16 protein-coding genes are annotated in these 15,563 nt (G+C 56.4%); 10 read left to right on the top strand and 6 right to left on the bottom strand.

The window, feature by feature from the left end:
- Positions 1–1,291, top strand: a 1,291-nt coding sequence (locus tag AC15MQ_RS06165; protein ID WP_483079661.1) for a methyltransferase, incomplete at its 5' end; no start/stop codon positions are given.
- Positions 1,292–1,314: 23 nt separating this feature from the next.
- Here the strand turns inward: AC15MQ_RS06165 and AC15MQ_RS06160 are convergent.
- From AC15MQ_RS06160 to AC15MQ_RS06150, 3 genes are read right to left on the bottom strand one after another with little or no spacing between them, the layout of a single operon-like run.
- Positions 1,315–2,250 carry a hypothetical protein gene (locus tag AC15MQ_RS06160; RefSeq protein ID WP_483079660.1) on the bottom strand — a complete coding sequence of 312 codons (936 nt, stop codon included), beginning with the start codon at positions 2,248–2,250 and terminating at the stop codon, positions 1,315–1,317.
- Positions 2,247–4,220, bottom strand: a complete 1,974-nt coding sequence (locus tag AC15MQ_RS06155) for an ORC-CDC6 family AAA ATPase (protein ID WP_483079659.1) — start codon at positions 4,218–4,220, stop codon at positions 2,247–2,249. Before AC15MQ_RS06155 ends, AC15MQ_RS06160 begins: the two co-directional genes overlap by 4 nt.
- 2 nt (positions 4,221–4,222) lie before the next feature.
- Complete coding sequence (locus AC15MQ_RS06150) at positions 4,223–5,032, bottom strand: phosphoribosyltransferase-like protein (RefSeq protein WP_483079658.1); 810 nt, start codon at positions 5,030–5,032, stop codon at positions 4,223–4,225.
- A 725-nt stretch (positions 5,033–5,757) separates the two neighbouring features.
- On the opposite strand from AC15MQ_RS06150, the gene AC15MQ_RS06145 reads away from it, so the two are divergent.
- The 7 genes from AC15MQ_RS06145 to AC15MQ_RS06115 all read left to right on the top strand — a co-directional run bounded on the left by AC15MQ_RS06145 (position 5,758) and on the right by AC15MQ_RS06115 (position 10,845).
- The gene (locus AC15MQ_RS06145; protein WP_483079657.1) at positions 5,758–6,282 is read left to right on the top strand and encodes a thermonuclease family protein; all 525 of its coding nucleotides are present in this window, start codon (positions 5,758–5,760) and stop codon (positions 6,280–6,282) included.
- Positions 6,279–6,566 (top strand): DUF6794 domain-containing protein, encoded by a 288-nt coding sequence (locus tag AC15MQ_RS06140; RefSeq protein ID WP_483079656.1) that lies wholly within the window; start codon positions 6,279–6,281, stop codon positions 6,564–6,566. The genes AC15MQ_RS06145 and AC15MQ_RS06140 overlap by 4 nt, the downstream gene beginning before the upstream one ends.
- A 259-nt stretch (positions 6,567–6,825) precedes the next feature.
- Complete coding sequence (locus AC15MQ_RS06135; protein ID WP_483079655.1) at positions 6,826–7,407, top strand: hypothetical protein; 582 nt, start codon at positions 6,826–6,828, stop codon at positions 7,405–7,407.
- Between the two features lie 110 nt (positions 7,408–7,517).
- Entirely contained in the window at positions 7,518–8,390 is an 873-nt protein-coding gene (locus AC15MQ_RS06130) for a hypothetical protein (protein WP_483079654.1), read from the top strand.
- Between the two features lie 471 nt (positions 8,391–8,861).
- Positions 8,862–9,350, top strand: a complete 489-nt coding sequence (locus AC15MQ_RS06125) for a hypothetical protein (protein ID WP_483079653.1) — start codon at positions 8,862–8,864, stop codon at positions 9,348–9,350.
- A 63-nt stretch (positions 9,351–9,413) separates the two neighbouring features.
- Positions 9,414–10,037: a hypothetical protein gene (locus tag AC15MQ_RS06120; RefSeq protein WP_483079652.1), complete on the top strand. Its 624-nt coding sequence runs from the start codon at positions 9,414–9,416 to the stop codon at positions 10,035–10,037.
- Positions 10,038–10,200: 163 nt separating this feature from the next.
- Entirely contained in the window at positions 10,201–10,845 is a 645-nt protein-coding gene (locus AC15MQ_RS06115; protein ID WP_483079651.1) for a DUF6988 family protein, read from the top strand.
- Between the two features lie 162 nt (positions 10,846–11,007).
- Here AC15MQ_RS06115 and AC15MQ_RS06110 read toward each other — a convergent pair whose 3' ends face one another.
- Positions 11,008–12,396, bottom strand: coding sequence for an IS1380 family transposase (locus tag AC15MQ_RS06110; RefSeq protein ID WP_483079679.1), 1,389 nt, complete (start codon positions 12,394–12,396; stop codon positions 11,008–11,010).
- 391 nt (positions 12,397–12,787) lie between these two features.
- On the opposite strand from AC15MQ_RS06110, the gene AC15MQ_RS06105 reads away from it, so the two are divergent.
- Positions 12,788–13,252, top strand: a complete 465-nt coding sequence (locus AC15MQ_RS06105) for a DUF2846 domain-containing protein (protein ID WP_483079650.1) — start codon at positions 12,788–12,790, stop codon at positions 13,250–13,252.
- A gap of 365 nt (positions 13,253–13,617) precedes the next feature.
- Positions 13,618–14,298, top strand: a complete 681-nt coding sequence (locus AC15MQ_RS06100) for an SOS response-associated peptidase (protein WP_483079649.1) — start codon at positions 13,618–13,620, stop codon at positions 14,296–14,298.
- A gap of 55 nt (positions 14,299–14,353) precedes the next feature.
- Here AC15MQ_RS06100 and AC15MQ_RS06095 read toward each other — a convergent pair whose 3' ends face one another.
- Entirely contained in the window at positions 14,354–14,923 is a 570-nt protein-coding gene (locus AC15MQ_RS06095; protein ID WP_483079648.1) for a hypothetical protein, read from the bottom strand.
- A 54-nt stretch (positions 14,924–14,977) separates the two neighbouring features.
- Positions 14,978–15,541 carry an LEPR-XLL domain-containing protein gene (locus AC15MQ_RS06090; protein WP_483079647.1) on the bottom strand — a complete coding sequence of 188 codons (564 nt, stop codon included), beginning with the start codon at positions 15,539–15,541 and terminating at the stop codon, positions 14,978–14,980.
- Positions 15,542–15,563 lie beyond the last annotated feature (22 nt).

Here is a 15,563-nt window from a genome sequence, read left to right as displayed (position 1 = left end):
GGCTGAGAAACGCATGTCGGCAGTCCCCTTTCCATATGGACGTTGTGTAAAGTTGCAACATCTGAAGACAACAAGCCTGCGCATGGCAAACCTACGGTACCGACACGCCCGCGATACGGCCGACCGACTGGGGCAAGTGTTTACGCCACAGCCGATTGCCGAGCTCCTCGCTGAATCGATCCCGGTCGATGCATGCGAGGTGCGTCGCGTTCTCGACTTGGGTGCCGGAAAAGGCGCTCTGGCCAAAGCCGTACTTGAGCGAAACTCCTTGGCCACGGCAACGCTTGTTGAAATCGATAGGGCAAACATACGAGCTCTTGAGGCGGTGTTCCCCGGCCGGACGACCGTAATCCTTGCTGACGTATTGAAGCGCGCATGGAAGTCGCCTACCCATGCTGATTTAATCGTCAGCAATCCTCCGTACGGCGCAATCCCGTCGTCGCCTGAGCTCGAAGAAATACTTGCCATGTCAGGCTTGGCCGTCCCGGCCGGCGGTGGCGAATGGGTACGCGGAGACGTAGCCTTCGTCGCTCGTGCCTGGGGGCTGGCCGAGCACGGTACAGGCATGGGACTGATCGTCGCAGCACCGATGATCAGGGATCCTGCCTACCGCGTGCTGCGGCAACGGTTGGTTGGCGAGCTACGCGGTTTGTGCGTGACGCAACTGAATGAGAGCACGTTCCAAAACGCACAAGTCCGAGCGTTCATGATCGCCGGGCAGCGGGCGGCTCATCGACGCAGGAACGTGTTGCTGCGTAAAGCAAAAGCTGACGGCACCATCATCGACGAGATCGAAGTCAGCTACAGCGCTGCAACTACCAGCCTCGACATCGATTATCACCGGGCGCTCCAGCGCATTGATGTTCGCACAGACACGATTTTGGACACGCTCGCGTCTATCGGAGCTTCGATTACCCGTGGCAGCCGGTCGCAACGTGAATTCGAACGCCTGGGATTAAGCGCATTCCATACGACGGATTTCCCTGGGGCTACCGATGAAATTGTCCTGCAAGGGTCTGCACACAAGACGTTTCATTCGGCTCGGCAGGGTGACATTCTCATTCCGCGTGTAGGATCCAGATGTCTCGTCCGCCAAGCACGTGTCAGTGGCGGTACAGGCCTCTTTACCGACTGCATCTATCGGATCTCGGTTGATCAACGCAACTGCGCCCGTGTGTGGAAAACACTTTCGAGTTCGTTCGGTGCCGAATGGCGGAGCATAAATGCCGGAGGCAGTTGTGCCAAGCATTTGCCGATTCAGACTCTCTGGAACATGCCTCTTCTGCCGTGATCAGCCAATAGACTGGGCTATGGCTACGCTAGCCTGACAGTCACGTGGTGCCACGTCGCATTTCCTTCTGAACGTTTATTTACGCGCTGGGGATGGTCGTAGTAGAGGGACGTTGTCGGCTCAATTCCCTTGGTTTCCAGCAAAAACAGAGCAGCTCCAACAGCATGCGGTTTCGTGCCAATGGGCGACACATAGAAACAACCACTTTCGTCTCCCAGCTGGCGGTAAAGCTCCCACAGCGTCAGGTACGTCTCACGTATCGAATTGGCTTGGCAGTACACGATTGAGTGGTCGTCAATACCCAGCTCCTCCAATACGTGCAAGTGTGGACGGATCGAATTGGCTTCCCATCCGCTCTGGAATGCTGGAACACCGATAACCGCGTAGACGCCGTACCGGTTTCGGTTTCGTTCGCCCAGTTGCTCAAACGCATTACGAATTCTGGCCGATTCATAGCCGAGCATGAACACATGCGCAGCCTTCATGTTTGACTGGTATTCGTTCGCAAACCCGAGGACGCCCTGGAACCGGCAATTCGTCGTCAGTGCGAAATCGCGGCGTTGAGGCTCCTCTTTGTGCGCAGTCTTGTTTTCTGTGTACTTGATTGGCTCTGCATAAAGAAATTCCACGGCCTGATGCCCCCCCTGGCGAGCCGCCATAAGGAGATGCAGAATCTCGCCAAGGCCCAACGTTGTTGCGTCGATCAAGATACGACTGCAACCGTCCATGTGCTCGATGATACGTTGTCGATTGGACTTGTTAGCGTTCAGGTAAATCTCTTGGTTATCCGGATCAAAGCGAAAACCGGAAATCGTTTTGGTGACATCCTTGAGCGCATTGACCGTCGCGAACCCACGATCATCGACCGATACGCCAACAAAGGCGAGATCTGCTCCCGCACACTCCGGCGGTACCGATGGCAATTGCCTTGAGGTGAACGTGTAACCAGGCCCAGTCATGATCCTGCTTCGCCAAAGAGGTCAGGGTGATCATCGCCGCCGTTATCTTGACGGCTAAATTCGCGCACCAAAGCGTCTCTCCCTCGCTGATCTCCTTCTAGCATCCCAAGTAATTGGACTGCTGATATCGGTAAGCTGCGCTTCTTTCGGAACGAAATCTGAAAGTATGGGGAAAATATTGGGTTCAAGATGTAGTCGACATCGATGGCGCCGGTCGACTTCATCTTCGTTTCGCGTCCAACGTACAGCACTGACCACTTCTCGGCTTCGCAGAGATATCTTCGCAGCTTGTCGTCCACCTCGCCGCGAGACAACGTAAAGTGATTTATTTCCGGCTCGCTCTGCCGGCCACTTCTGTGCCGCTCCAGGAAAATTGAGCCTAAGCATTGTGCGAGATTGTGGAGCTGCGGACCATAAACTCCGTGCCCGCTGACGGTCCCCAGAATCAACTCGCTCGCATCCTTCACGGCCTTCGCTTGGACGGCTGGGGGCACTACGGGCAACTCACAATCTTCACTGGATTTGAAAACTTTGAAGATGCGATGGATCAGTTCGAGAAGGTGGCGAATATTGGCCTTGGCAATGAGCGTCAACGAGGTAAATCCAGAAAATAGGATCGACTCCCGCCTAGCATCGATGTATATGGCGTTAACGCAGCCGAACAGGTTGTTCCCTACCAAATCCCCAGTTGGCGATAAGCGGCCCTCCTTTCCAGACTTCAAGGCCTCAAACTCGGCAAGCAGCCGGTCTGGATCTTCGCGTGGACGGTACAACAAAGCTGACATCAGGACCGAAACTTCGGGGTACTTATCGTCGATGAAACTAGACAAGTCAATCCGTGATCGCCGTTTCAACAACGCGGCCCGGACCCTTGCAAGAAGGCAATCCCGCAATCGATGATCTGCAAGAATCGCCATGGCTGCCCCGCGATCAGTTGTTCGCGGAAGCAGTTCTTCCGCCGCTCTGATTACCCGATCCCGGTACTCTTGATTTTTGTAGCGGTGCTTAATTTGATTGACTGAACGCAATTGCTCAGGGACGATAGGAAGCCTGTCCAGAAGGTATGGGGCATGCTCCGCCAAGCGAAAAAAGAGAAGTTCGGCCGCAAACAAATCGAAATCCTTGGCGACCTCTTCTTCGAGGTCGATTTCTCTATAGTCAGAAATTAACTGGATCGACTCAGACCCTAAGGTTTGGGTTGTGTGCCACCCATTACGCTTCATAGCGATGTTGTAGAGGAGCGGCGGCTCACCGTGCTTCAACATGCCGTTAATGAATTGCTGTTGCTCGATACGAAGGTTTTCGTACTCGTCGATAAATACCGCAAACGTCGAGTCCCTAAGGTACGGCAACTGCGTTTGGAGTGTCTCAACCAGTGTCTTCAGGAACGGTTGAGCAGGCAAAAAAATGGGTCGAGGAAAGGTCTCAAGATTGTTGAGCCATGACGACATCTTTCGGCGACTTTTTTGAAGCGCCCGCTCCAAGTCGTTTAGCGTCTGTCCTAGCGCCGCATCGAAATCCTGAAGTGCTTCGAGGTCCAGTTCGTCGATTCTCCCGTACGAGCGCTGACGCTCCGGGTTGCAGTTCAGGTTCCGGACCGCCTGAATAATCTCCTTGCCCAACTCGCAGGCTAGAACGTGTTCAAACGCCGCTCGCCACGTTTCTGGAGCCTGCCCCCCCCCAGCGAAGGAGTTAAGAAAGTTTGTGTCGGCCCTCCAATAAAGACCGATGTGCGCGAGGTCTGCCTGTGGCACGTTGGGTCGCTTGGGGGAGAACTGGGTGGCATGGCAGAAGTAACGCAGCAGTGTTGTCTTTCCGCATCCACGCCCACCGATGATCACGATGGCCTTGCTCTGCGTCTTGATACCCAGTTCATTAAGGAACGGCGGGACGACGAAGTCGGCCCAGATGTCCTCCTTCGTTTCCTCGCTCCGATTTTTTGAGAATACGTCAGGTAATTTGTGTGTCATGATCAGCGCTCAAGTATCGGCTGCCATTCGGCAGACCCGTACCAAAGAATCGGAAGGGAGTTGTTGGGAGTGGAGTGGCTAAAGCCAAACGTCAGTGCAAGCTCACCGTATCCAAGCGGACTAACTCTGTTCGGACCGCATTTTCGCTTGCCAGCAAAATCCACGTACCAAGACTTTGCATCATCGGCTGTCACGCAGCCATTGTGCCCGATCCGCTCCCAGACCGCTGCTGAAAAGAAATCGTGTGATGGACCGAGCGTTTCCGCCGACACTACGCATACCTGAGGGAGTTCCTTCGCGAGATGGTCGATGCCTTTCTGATGTGCCACGACCGGCGCATAGAAGTGGCTTACACTACTATCCAAGTGCTTGTCGAAGTGCCACTGGCCAAAGAACCCCTCGAACTGCCCACCAGACCCGAGAAAGTCGTCGACAAACAGAATTGTTTCGACCGAACCTTCTTCGACTGCTTTGACTGCCTGCCACGGCCAGCACATCCATTTCGCATTGAGTAGCAGGATTCTTTGCAAGCGGCGCAAGACCAAGGGGCCAGACTTCGTCGGAGCGTCCGTCTCGCAAATAACGGGAACCAGCCTTACCTTCGGATCCGTTCTGCCTTTGAGCATCTCCAGCAATTGGAGATCCTGGGCGCCAGGGTAGAGATTTCCATAGAGATTGCTTCTAAACAGAGATCGGAGCGCAGCCTCGAACTGCTGCCTAGTCCTAAATATCAATTGGTCAAGCAAACAAGCTGCAAAGAACTGTTCTTCGGGGCCACAGAATTGCCGGAACCAGCTCTCAAAGCGAGGCATGGGGATTTCCCAGAAACCTCGTTCGATAAGCAGCTTGCTGTTAGCGCAGACTGAATCAACGAAGGATTCAGCAGTATCCGGTAACCTCACTTCCCCTCCCATCTATCAATATGTTCTTGGCAATTTGTTGCCTCGCCATTAGCTTAACATTGCAGCTTGCAAGGGGGTGCGGCGATGTCAAGGTCTGAATCGCCCCGCTTGCGTTGACCGTTTTGAGCGTCTGCTTGACGACACAATTTTGTCGCTGATTCAAAGGAGGCTGGATGGCTGCTGAGGCCGAACAACTGTCAGAGTCCGCAGATAACGGGACGTCCGGTTCAAGATCAGTTGCCCGCCGTTCGCGCCGGATCACATTTCGCGGCCGCTACGCCTGCTGATGGCCGACTGACGACATTCGCCAGTCTATCATTCCACACATTGACGCGCCTCGCTTGCCCGACTTAGGTCAGCAGGTTGTACACCTGCCAGCACTGTCTCCACCATGCCTGGCGCCGTCAGAGCCAACTGTATGGCGCACGTGGTGATGGCGTCTTCTGGGCCAGCAAGATCAATCGGACTGACCCCGGCGAGGGGTGCGCTACCTCCTTCAAAGGGCGGGCCATGAGGGGGTTTTCACGCTGGGCAGCCGACGAGTACAATCCTCGACACTCCCCGATGGGTTCTATGTCGTTTCATCGGGAACTGACCGCCCATTGGCGCCAACTCTGCGGGGTGACCTCAAGCAAATGCGTCCGCTACGTCTTCTGTTCCCGCTCCTGTTACTCCTCCTCTCCCTCCACGCCCACGCCGACACCTTGACCGGGACGGTGGTTGCCGTCGCCGACGGCGACACCATCACCGTCCTCGACGCCAACCACGAGCAGCACAAGATTCGTCTCGCTGGTATCGACGCCCCTGAGAAGTCACAACCCTTCGGCCAGAACTCGAAACAATCGATGTCGACCCTTGTGTTCGGGAAAGAGGTCGATGTGCAGTGGCACAAGCACGACCGTTACCAGCGCATCATTGGCAAAGTCATGGTCGCGGATACGAACTGCCGGACAAGCCATTGCCCCAAGACACTCGACGCCGGCTTGGCACAGATCACCGTTGGTTTGGCGTGGTGGTACCGGCAGTATGCGAAGGAGCAAACGCCAGAGGACGCGGGGCGGTATGAGTTTGCCGAGCAGGAGTCAAGGGCGAAGCATGCCGGCCTGTGGTCAGACCCTCGCCCGGTACCGCCGTGGGATTGGCGGAAGGGCGAGCATTGAAACTGTGGCCGGCGACGATTGACGAAGCGGTTGGGGTGGTGATTGCCTCGCTGTCGGACCAGGAGAAATCGGCGATCGCGGCCATGGCGGAGTCGGATCTGATCGGGCTACACTTCGGCTTGGGGATGTGGATTCGGAATAACCTGGGGCTGTGGCAGGGCAACGACGAGCTGATGCATGCGATCAGGGAGCGTGACCAGGCGATTCACCCTGACGATGTGTCGATGGTCATCGTTGAGGCGGTGTGGGAGAGGCTGCGGGAAATGGTGCCGAAGGTGCATTGAGATGTGCGGCTCCTTACGGCCAGGAGCGGACGCTGAGTAAGTGTGCCCTAAGCAGTCATTCAAGCGATCCCGGTGTATCCTGTTGACCCTACATTACGTAGTGCTGCTTTTCGAGGAAATTTAGTTCCCTGTCCAAGTAGCAACCGTACGAGTGAAAGCCTGCTGGGAAGCGCCTTTCAGCGCGATGCAGGGCGTCGAGTTAGGGAGCACGCGCCGGAGTTATGCAGCAAAACTGTCTCCCTAAAACAAAGTTAGCGCTATGCAGATTACGTTCGACGACAAGCTAGAACAGCATCTAGACGATGTACTAGCTTATTGGCAAAAGATATATTTTGAATATGAACAGAGAGCGGCACGTATAGCGACAGCCGGAGGAGTTCTCGCAACTTTCTTTGGAAGTTTGACCGTTAAATTTTCGATGGCACCAACTAGCATCACAAGCCTTGCGGTAGTAATAGCATATTCAGGAGTGGTTCTGATTGTTGGTTCAAGTCTGTTTTCGTTAACCATATTTTTGCCGATTACACATCGAGGGAAAATTGGTCTATTAGCGCTTCGCCGAGCGGAACGTGAAGAAAATTCTGCAAATCTAGAAATTCGAACGGTTTCACGAGAAGATTTTCCAGGCATCGTACATCGTAGAGCGCAAGTATTTTTCTGGGCGCCTGCCGATGAGTCAGATACAACAGTCAGCTATAGGCTTCGTTCAAAACTTGCAGCCATAAGCCAATTCAGAAGAATGTCAAGTCTGCGAAGTATGCGAAATCTAGTCGCTGTTTGGTTACTCATATTCGGTACGCTCGTAATTCTGGTGGCGGGAGCAGTTCAGCTCTCATCATGATGATCACAATGAACGCTAACATGCCGCTCAACACGGACGCCCTACAGCAAGCTTCGCTTGTTTCCGGCCGCCGGTTAGCTTCACGTTAGCCCTCTCAAGGAGCCCATGTCATGTCTCGCGACGAAGAAGAAGAGGATTCGTCGTCAAAAACCAATGAAACTCACAAACACGGGAGAGACAAGATGGATGCCCAAGACTTTCTGATCGAATTCGCAGACCGTCCAGAGTATTTGGTAGCGCTCATGTTCAGCACTCCGAACACTGAGCTATCCAAGACACTCTCGACCGTAACTATTGAATTCAGCGAGTCCGAAGTGCTAGCGCGGGTCAAACGCCCGTCGCACCAAGGCCGAGGCCCGCAACTACTCGCAACCAAGCAAACCATCTTCGCCGCAATCCTTCTCCATCATCTCATCTTGGCACGTGGCCCAGACTTTGCGTCGTCGGTAGAAGAACGCGCACGCTACTTTGGTGAGAAGGCGGCAGTTCGCAATGCAAACTTCTTTCCGAACCTTCAAGGCGGATGGTATCCGCCAGGCCAGTCTCCGGATGCAGAAAGCTCAACCTTTTTCCAAGAGATCGACATCATGCCGTCCGATCTCGAAGTTGCCCAAAGCAAAACCAACGAAGCCCTTGCATTCCTAGAGCAGCAAGGTCTGGCCATCGATCCGGCGTTTACGCCCGAGTTCATGGTTCTTGCCGGGCTCATACCAATGCACTTCTCCGTGCGAACGCCCAAAGGTGAGCGCGTCTACAGGGAGATCAAGGTCAATGCTCCGTTGTGGTCGCTCGATATAGTGCGCGGAACTAGAAACGCACGCCCGTACACCGATGTCGAATTCAAGTTCCGCGGAATTGAGATCGTTCGAAAAGCCATAACTGCGATGGCGACGCAATACCTCGAGTCCGAGGAGAAGGTTCGCCACGCGAAGGGCCAGCCGACCATTCGTCGCAAGGGCGCACCTAACCTCGATGGCGAGTGAGGGGGCTAACAATTCCGTCGAGAGGGACCGCCCACAAGCTGCGCTTGTGGGTTCCCTTCGCGGCTTCGCCGCTACGGCGGCCCCTCACGTCAAACGTTGGGCACTCACAGAGGGCTAACATGCAAGCCGATTCGCATAACACAGATAACCCTATGCGTCTCTTTAAGCTTCAAAAACTGTGGTTGCGCGTTGCCACTATTGCGCGGGAGCAATCTATCGGCATGAATGAGTCGCTGGATATTCTCGTGACCCGAGCGACTACACTTTCTAATGATGATGTTTCAGCCTTGAGACAAATGATTAATCAATCAGCGCGCACCCCCTCACGGTCTATTCACTGGAAGCAAATAGTTTCTGGTGGCGGTGGCCCCGGAACAGGGAAACGAAGATAGTATTGGAGCCTAACATTGCGGTCGCGAGTAACACTCGGCGCCTCTTCCCTTAAACGATTGTCATCACGGAGCATTCACCATGGCTGTATACGACATAGCGTTTGGTGAGAAGCTCGCGGATGTTGCCAGCTTCGTCGTTGCAGATGGACTTACCGACCATGATGCGAAACGAACCGTTCTTTATCTCAGTCTTCTTTCCACCGAAATTTCAATGAAATCCATGCTTGAGCACGCTGGTAGGCCTGTGGCCGCAATACGGGCGCAATCTCACAAGCTCGCGAATTTACTTACTGACCTCGGCAAATGCGAGGTCGAGGTTGAAGTCACGCCAGACAATCGCATGTTTGTGCCCGCGACTCGCCTTCGCTCTTGCTCTCTGAGGCATGGCGATGCAGAGGTTACTGTCGGCGCAGTAATTGATGCAGAGAGCCTGGGTGCTTCAATATATCCAAACCAAATCAGGTATGGTGATGTCTTGCGACATTATCCGCCTGACGTGGTGGCACAAATGGCTTTAAGTGTTGCAGCCTTTGCCCGTCAGCACTGGCAAAGTATTCGTATCAAATGATGCCCAACACTACGTTCCAGGGGACGCAGCGCGATAAAGCCGCGCCGGGTGGATTCAGACGTGATGCTGCAGAAGAACCACTTCGACCGGCCGCTTTTCCGGGAGCCGTGCGTCGCCTTTGGGTCGTTTGCGGCCATTTATCGAGACCCGCCCAACCCGACCGCACCACCAATGACCCAGCGCCTCCGCCCCGCCGTCACCGACCCCGTCATCCTGATGTTCTCCCGGCGCCAGGTCGAAACCCTCGACCTCGCCGAGCCGTTGCATTTTCTGCGCCGCCTGACCGCCGACCGACACACGGCACTCGAGTTCTCCGGCCGGCTCAGTCTGGTGGTGGACGGCTACAACGACGACCCGCGCGAGCTGTTCGAGATCCCCGAGGTGCGCGCGTACATCAAGCACCTCGACCAGGAGTGGCGTTACTGGTTCTTCTTCCTGTCGCAGGCCGACGAGTCGATCAAGCTGCTGGAGAGCTGCCTGTGCGAGACCATCGAGGTGGTGCCGGGCGTGACGTCCGTGGACATGGAGCAGCTGGAGCGATCGCTGGCGCGACACTTCGGCGCGATGTACCGGCTGGGCGAGGAGCTGAAGCTGCCCGACGAGATGTGCGAGGAGGTCGCCGAGGGGATCGTCGGCATGTACCGGAATGCGACGGTGGAGCGGATCGAGGGGGATGATTACCGGTAGGTGACCTTGCCGTGGGCAGGGTGTATGCTGCCGGTCGGTGTGAGGCGTCCAAGGTACGGATCAGGGGTGGCCGGAGGGAGGTTCCCGGCGATGCTGAGCTGACGGGAGGCGCCGGAGTTATGCAGCAAGAGTCCTCCCGATAATATTCATTATGAGTCTCATCGTGACTGATATCGCAGATTTGCTTCACCAATCGGATGAGCTAGCTACCGAACTGTCCGAGCTTCTGGAGTTGCCACCATACGACAACTCCCCGCGAATAACAGCTAGTCGCACCCTCTGCGGGGTTTCATTCGAGCACTCCGAAAGCGTGCGCGTTCTAATATCGACCGGAAACTTCACCTCCTCACTCGGTGTGCTCCGGATGCAATACGAGGCACTTGCAAAGGCGATTTGGGCGCTTTACGCAGCTTCTGAGAGTTCTATTTCCAAGTTACAAAGCAACCTGAATCATGAAACCGTTAAGTCGGCTGACAGAATTCCCATGCTGAGTGTGCTACTGGTTGAGCTTGAGGGGAAAGCTCCAGCTCAAGCGCTTGGGCAATTGACTGAATTCAAAGAGTATTCCTGGAAACCGTTGAGTTCCTATATCCACGGGGGTATTCACGCAATAACACGGCATCGCAACGGATACCCTGTTGAATTGCTCGCACAGGCAGTGAGGTTGTCGAACGGTCTACAGGTCATGACCGGAATGATGTTGGTTATCTTGTCCGGCGATACCAAACAACAAGGGCGTATGGCCACGATTCAGCAAAGATTCGCTAACTGCTTTCCCGCCCCTAATCCTGATAAAACAGCGCCCTAGCCTGAATATTGCATGAATTTTCTTATCGGCTCTGTTCCTCGCGCCACTGCGATTTTTTGATTTTTAGGCGAGGGCTGCCCTTCCCCCACTGGCGGGGTGAAGCGTGAGAATGAGTGGATGGCCGGGGTGGGTGGCAGCGTCTCGTGCGCCAGACGTTCCGGGTCATGGAGAGGCGGACATCGCGGACCTCCGGTTAGACGAATAGAGTCGCTGACAGACCAAGGCCAGAAGCGCCTTGACCGGGCAATTACTGGGCAGATGCAGCAACACGCGGTCTTTGTACTGCTTGACTCGGGTGGCGATCTTGAACAGGGTGAGCATGATGGTCGTGGGTTCGGCGGTAGCCAGCCTCGTGCCTTGCAACGCCAGGCAGCGCAATTGCTGGTGTAAGACATAGGCCGCGGCCGCCAGCAACAGGCGTGCGGAGTTAGCGAGGAAAGACGACGCCGAGGTCCGGTCGGATTTCAGATCGTCCTTCACTTGCTTGATCAAATTCTCTGCCTGACCACGGGCACAGTAGTCCTGTTGGTAGAGCGTGCGGGACGAGGGGCCGCGCAAGGTGGTGACCACGAAGCGTTGATTGTCTTTGGCCGGCGATTGGCCACTACTCCCCAGGATTTCGGCCTTGAGCACCACCCGGAAGGCTTGCGGCCAAGACCCGGCCGCATACTCAAAGTCACCGAAAAACCGCACCGCGTCCACCGGAGGCCCCAGGCCTTGAGCGGCCAGCGACTGATGCAGGGCGAGGTGGCCACGCGCGTTCTTCATCAAACCCTCGGCTTGGCGCAACAGGACGGCAATGCCGCCCAGTCCGAAGAGGAAATCAGCATTCCCATCGGCCAGGATCAACAGCATCAGTTCGGGATTGGAGAAATGACCGTCGCCCCGCAGCAGGACATGGGTGTTTGGCCAGTGGCGGCGTAACAAGCGCAGCACCCGCTTCATGATCATCGCGTTCTCGGCGCCAGTCGGGCGTCTGCCGGGGCGTAGGACGGCGGTCACCAAGGCGCCGGAATGGGCCTCGAACACCAGCAAGGGCAAATAGCAATGGCTGTGGTAATGATGGTTGTAGCAGGAAAGCTCCTGTTGGCCATAAGTGGCATCATCGGTGTGGTCGAGATCCAGCGTGATCGTGAGGGGGGCCTCCGAGTAACCGGCGATGAACTGCTCGACCAAGGCGTGCGCCATCCGGTAGATATCGCTGCGCCGTAGCGCCCCTTCCAGACGGGACAAGGTGGCGCCGCAGGCCAAGGGGTTGTCGGTATCCAGAGGCGCACGCCCCGTGATCAGCTTGAACAGTGGATCATGCCGTAGGGTGTTCGCGTCATTGCCGTCTTCATAACCCGAGGCGATCTGAAAAACCCGCTGCATCAGCAAAGCGCGGAGCGAGTGGGTGATGTAACGCGCGTCACGGGCATCCACAATGGCCCCGGTCAGGCGATCAATCAGGCCAATGCGGCGATCAACGGCGCCCAGCATCAAGGTGCCCAGATCTGAGGACATCTCTCCGCCGGTGAAGTCGGCGCGAACCGTCAAGCCCGCAACAGGCAGAAATTGGAGGGGTTTCGGGCGGAATCGGAAGGGTTCCGGGGGAAAATCAACAGCAGGGCGAGTGTCGAGAGCGATTTTTTACGGACTGTTTGAGAGAAAACAAGCACTCTATCATACGGTTATCGCATTTATCGCCCTGTCTATGCACAATCCAGGCTAGGGGCCCCGCTAAAGCGGCCCCCTTGAGCTCCACGTGTGCGCCGGCCATGGCGTGTAATTCATAAGTGAAAGTCGTATGGACAAGGCTTGCCGAACCGTCGGTGGCGAATTCTCACGACACTGTGGATGGGGGAGCCGTGAGGCTTCTCCCTATCCCGATTAGTCACAAATTCGCCGTGAGCGAGCGTAAATCAGCTCAAACTCTCAATAACTCAGTCGAGGTATCAATTCAATGAAGATCGTCTCCGCAATCGCGCTTACAGCCACTCTTCTAATCTCCGGGTGTGCGTCTGTAGATATGGCCTCACAAGCCGAGTCGGCAAGAGCAAAAGAATTCAACCCACCTAGTCAAGGCAACGCGGGTGTTTACGTTTATCGAGACAGCTTCGTTGGCAAGGCCCTTAAAAAAGACATATGGATTGATGGGAAGTGCGTCGGCGAGAGCGCGCCAGATGTGTTTTTCTATACCGAAGTTGAGGGCGGGAAGAATCACAAGATCGATACGGAATCTGAGTTTTCACCAAATGCCCTTGAGTTAATGTTCGAGGCAGGGAAGAACTATTTCATTCGGCAGTTCATTAAGATAGGAGTATTTGTTGGTGGCGCAGGGCTAGAACAGATCCCTGAAGAGCAAGGAAAAATAGCTGTCGCCAAACTCGAAATGGCAATACCAGGTAAGTGTAGTGCGGAGCGATAAACCAAGTCCTATCGAACCTAGGGCGCCCAACGAGTAAGAATAGATCGTGCGCAGCCACGATCTCAAGCCGGCACCCAAGCGAGCCGGCGGCAGGATCCAAGTCAGTTGACTGCCTGCGCCGGTGAGGGGCATGTGTGCTGCGAGGCCGATCGAGGGGATGAGTACCGGTAGGTGACGGTGATTAGGGCAGGGTGTATGCTGGCGGTCTGTGCGCGCGTCTGCTTCGCGCGATCGCTTGTCTGCCCAGACGGGGCAGACGGATGGCTGGTGAACAATGGGCGAGCCAAACGCTGATGATGCGTCGATTGTGATTGTCGAGGCAGCGTGGGAGAGGCTGCGGGAAATGTTGCCGAAGGTGCATTGAGATGTGCGGTCGATACGCTCTCTACAGTCCGGCCTCCCGAGTTCGGGAGCAGTTCAATCTCAACGACGAACTCGACTTCGGGCCGCGCTACAACATCGCACCGACGACGCAGGTCTTGATCGTCCAGGCGGGACCGCAAGGCGAGCGGCTGGCGAAACTTCACCGCTGGGGACTGATCCCGTCATGGGCCAAGGATGTCTCGAACGGCGCCAAGCTCATCAATGCGCGCGGGGAAACCGTCGCCGAGAAACCCGCGTTTCGCACGGCGTTTCGTCGCTGGCGGTGCATCGTGCCGGCGAACGGCTTCTACGAGTGGAAGGCCGTACCGGAAGCGGGTCGCACCATCAAGCAGCCGTACTTCATTCGCCCGCAGGATGAGGGCGATCTGTTCGGGTTTGCCGGGCTCTCCGAGCGCTGGGTGTCGCCGGAAGGCGAGGAAATCCACACGTGCTGCATTATCACGACGGACGCTAACGCACTGATGACGCCGATTCACGACCGGATGCCGGTGATTCTGCAAGCCAGGGATTACGGGGCGTGGCTGGACCCGGGTCAGGCCGATGTGGATAGGTTGCGCGTATTGCTACGCCCTGCCGCGGCTGATGGCATGATCGCCTACAAGGTATGCCGGGCGGTCAATTCGTCTCGCGGTAAGTCTGCGACGTTGGTGGAACCACTCTGACTCAGCGCCGCCGCCCCGCTGTCACCGACCTCGACCTCTTGATGTTCTCTAGGCACTAGTTCGAAACAAGCGACCTAGCATTGAGGCGCCATACGGAGACCTGATGTTCCGACCCGAGACCGTCAAGGTCGCCCGTCAGGAAATGGTGGTCCGCGCGCCAGTCGCCAAGCTCCTGCAGGGCGCTGCTCCAGTATCCTTCGTCCGCGCTGCGCAGTACCACGGCGAGTTCGCGATCGCGATCATCGACGGTAGTGAGTTGCGCTTCGAGGACTTCGAGCTTGCCGTCACCATTGGTATCCGACAGGCTGATCCAGCCGTTGCTCTCCCACGGAACGTCGTCGAAAGCAGTCTCTTCGGCTCGCCACTGCATGTCGTTGAATCGCCACAGGTCGATCGTCGCGTGGCCATCGCCGCCATCAGACAGGCGCAGCAGTTCGGCTTCCTGCAGGCCGACCATGTCCCCGAGCAGGTATCTGGCGCTGGCGCTCCAGGCGCCGAGCAGTGTTGATGTGCTTTCGGAAAATCCCGCGCCATCGATCAGCCAGGTGCGGGCCATGGCCTGGCCCGCATCGTTCGGCGAGACCTCGACGAGTGCGGCGCTGCCGGTGCCGCTGACGTCACCCACCAGATAGTGACTTTCGGGCCTCCAGGCTCCGAGTTCCAGCGTTTCGCCAGCGAGCTAAGCAACGCCAGTGGCTTGCCACAGCCTGGCAAAGGCGTTGCCGTCGGGCCGTTCGCCGATGACGACGAGATCCAGGCGTCGGTCGGCGTTGAAGTCGACATCCAGGATGCGGACATCCGGTGCAGCAAGTTCCAGGAACCGGTTCTCGCCAAGGCGGTCAGTGGAGAGCCGTGCTTCGCCATCGGTGGTGGCTGACCCGTCGAGCGGCGGGTCACCAGCCAGTCTGTCGACAAGCACCCGCGCTCGCTCGGCAAGGGTCGCGTCGTGGCTTTGCACTTCCGCATGTGCCCCAGCCGCCTCGATGGTTGCCATCGGAAGCGAGACTGGATCGCCTGATAACAGCAGTCGCGGCTCGATGGCTTCGAAATGAATGCGCGGACTGGTTTCGCAGGCTCTGGCGGAGGAGGGTGGGTTGCCGCAAGCCTGCCCTGGCGGTGATTGTTTTCCCTGCAAGGCAGGGAAGACTCTACGCAGCGCTCTACGCAGCGCAGATAGTAGCGGTGCGAGTGAAAATCCGGGTGGGCTATCGGGACGGTCGTTTGCTTCTACAGACTGGCGCATGGCTATTCCCCCCTCGCATCGC

This window comes from Candidatus Accumulibacter propinquus (genome assembly GCF_056856495.1).
The sequence above is the reverse complement of the archived record's forward strand: the minus strand, read 5'-3'. Positions and strand labels throughout refer to the sequence as shown.

Coding starts and splice junctions, on each gene's coding strand:
- AC15MQ_RS06155 (WP_483079659.1), bottom strand. CDS start 4,220: ATGACACACAAATTACCTGACGTATTCTCAAAAAATCGGAGCGAGGAA.
- AC15MQ_RS06150 (WP_483079658.1), bottom strand. CDS start 5,032: ATGCCTCGCTTTGAGAGCTGGTTCCGGCAATTCTGTGGCCCCGAAGAA.
- AC15MQ_RS06145 (WP_483079657.1), top strand. CDS start 5,758: ATGCGTCCGCTACGTCTTCTGTTCCCGCTCCTGTTACTCCTCCTCTCC.
- AC15MQ_RS06160 (WP_483079660.1), bottom strand. CDS start 2,250: ATGACTGGGCCTGGTTACACGTTCACCTCAAGGCAATTGCCATCGGTA.
- AC15MQ_RS06100 (WP_483079649.1), top strand. CDS start 13,618: ATGTGCGGTCGATACGCTCTCTACAGTCCGGCCTCCCGAGTTCGGGAG.
- AC15MQ_RS06135 (WP_483079655.1), top strand. CDS start 6,826: ATGCAGATTACGTTCGACGACAAGCTAGAACAGCATCTAGACGATGTA.
- AC15MQ_RS06090 (WP_483079647.1), bottom strand. CDS start 15,541: ATGCGCCAGTCTGTAGAAGCAAACGACCGTCCCGATAGCCCACCCGGA.
- AC15MQ_RS06120 (WP_483079652.1), top strand. CDS start 9,414: ATGCTGCAGAAGAACCACTTCGACCGGCCGCTTTTCCGGGAGCCGTGC.
- AC15MQ_RS06105 (WP_483079650.1), top strand. CDS start 12,788: ATGAAGATCGTCTCCGCAATCGCGCTTACAGCCACTCTTCTAATCTCC.
- AC15MQ_RS06130 (WP_483079654.1), top strand. CDS start 7,518: ATGTCTCGCGACGAAGAAGAAGAGGATTCGTCGTCAAAAACCAATGAA.
- AC15MQ_RS06125 (WP_483079653.1), top strand. CDS start 8,862: ATGGCTGTATACGACATAGCGTTTGGTGAGAAGCTCGCGGATGTTGCC.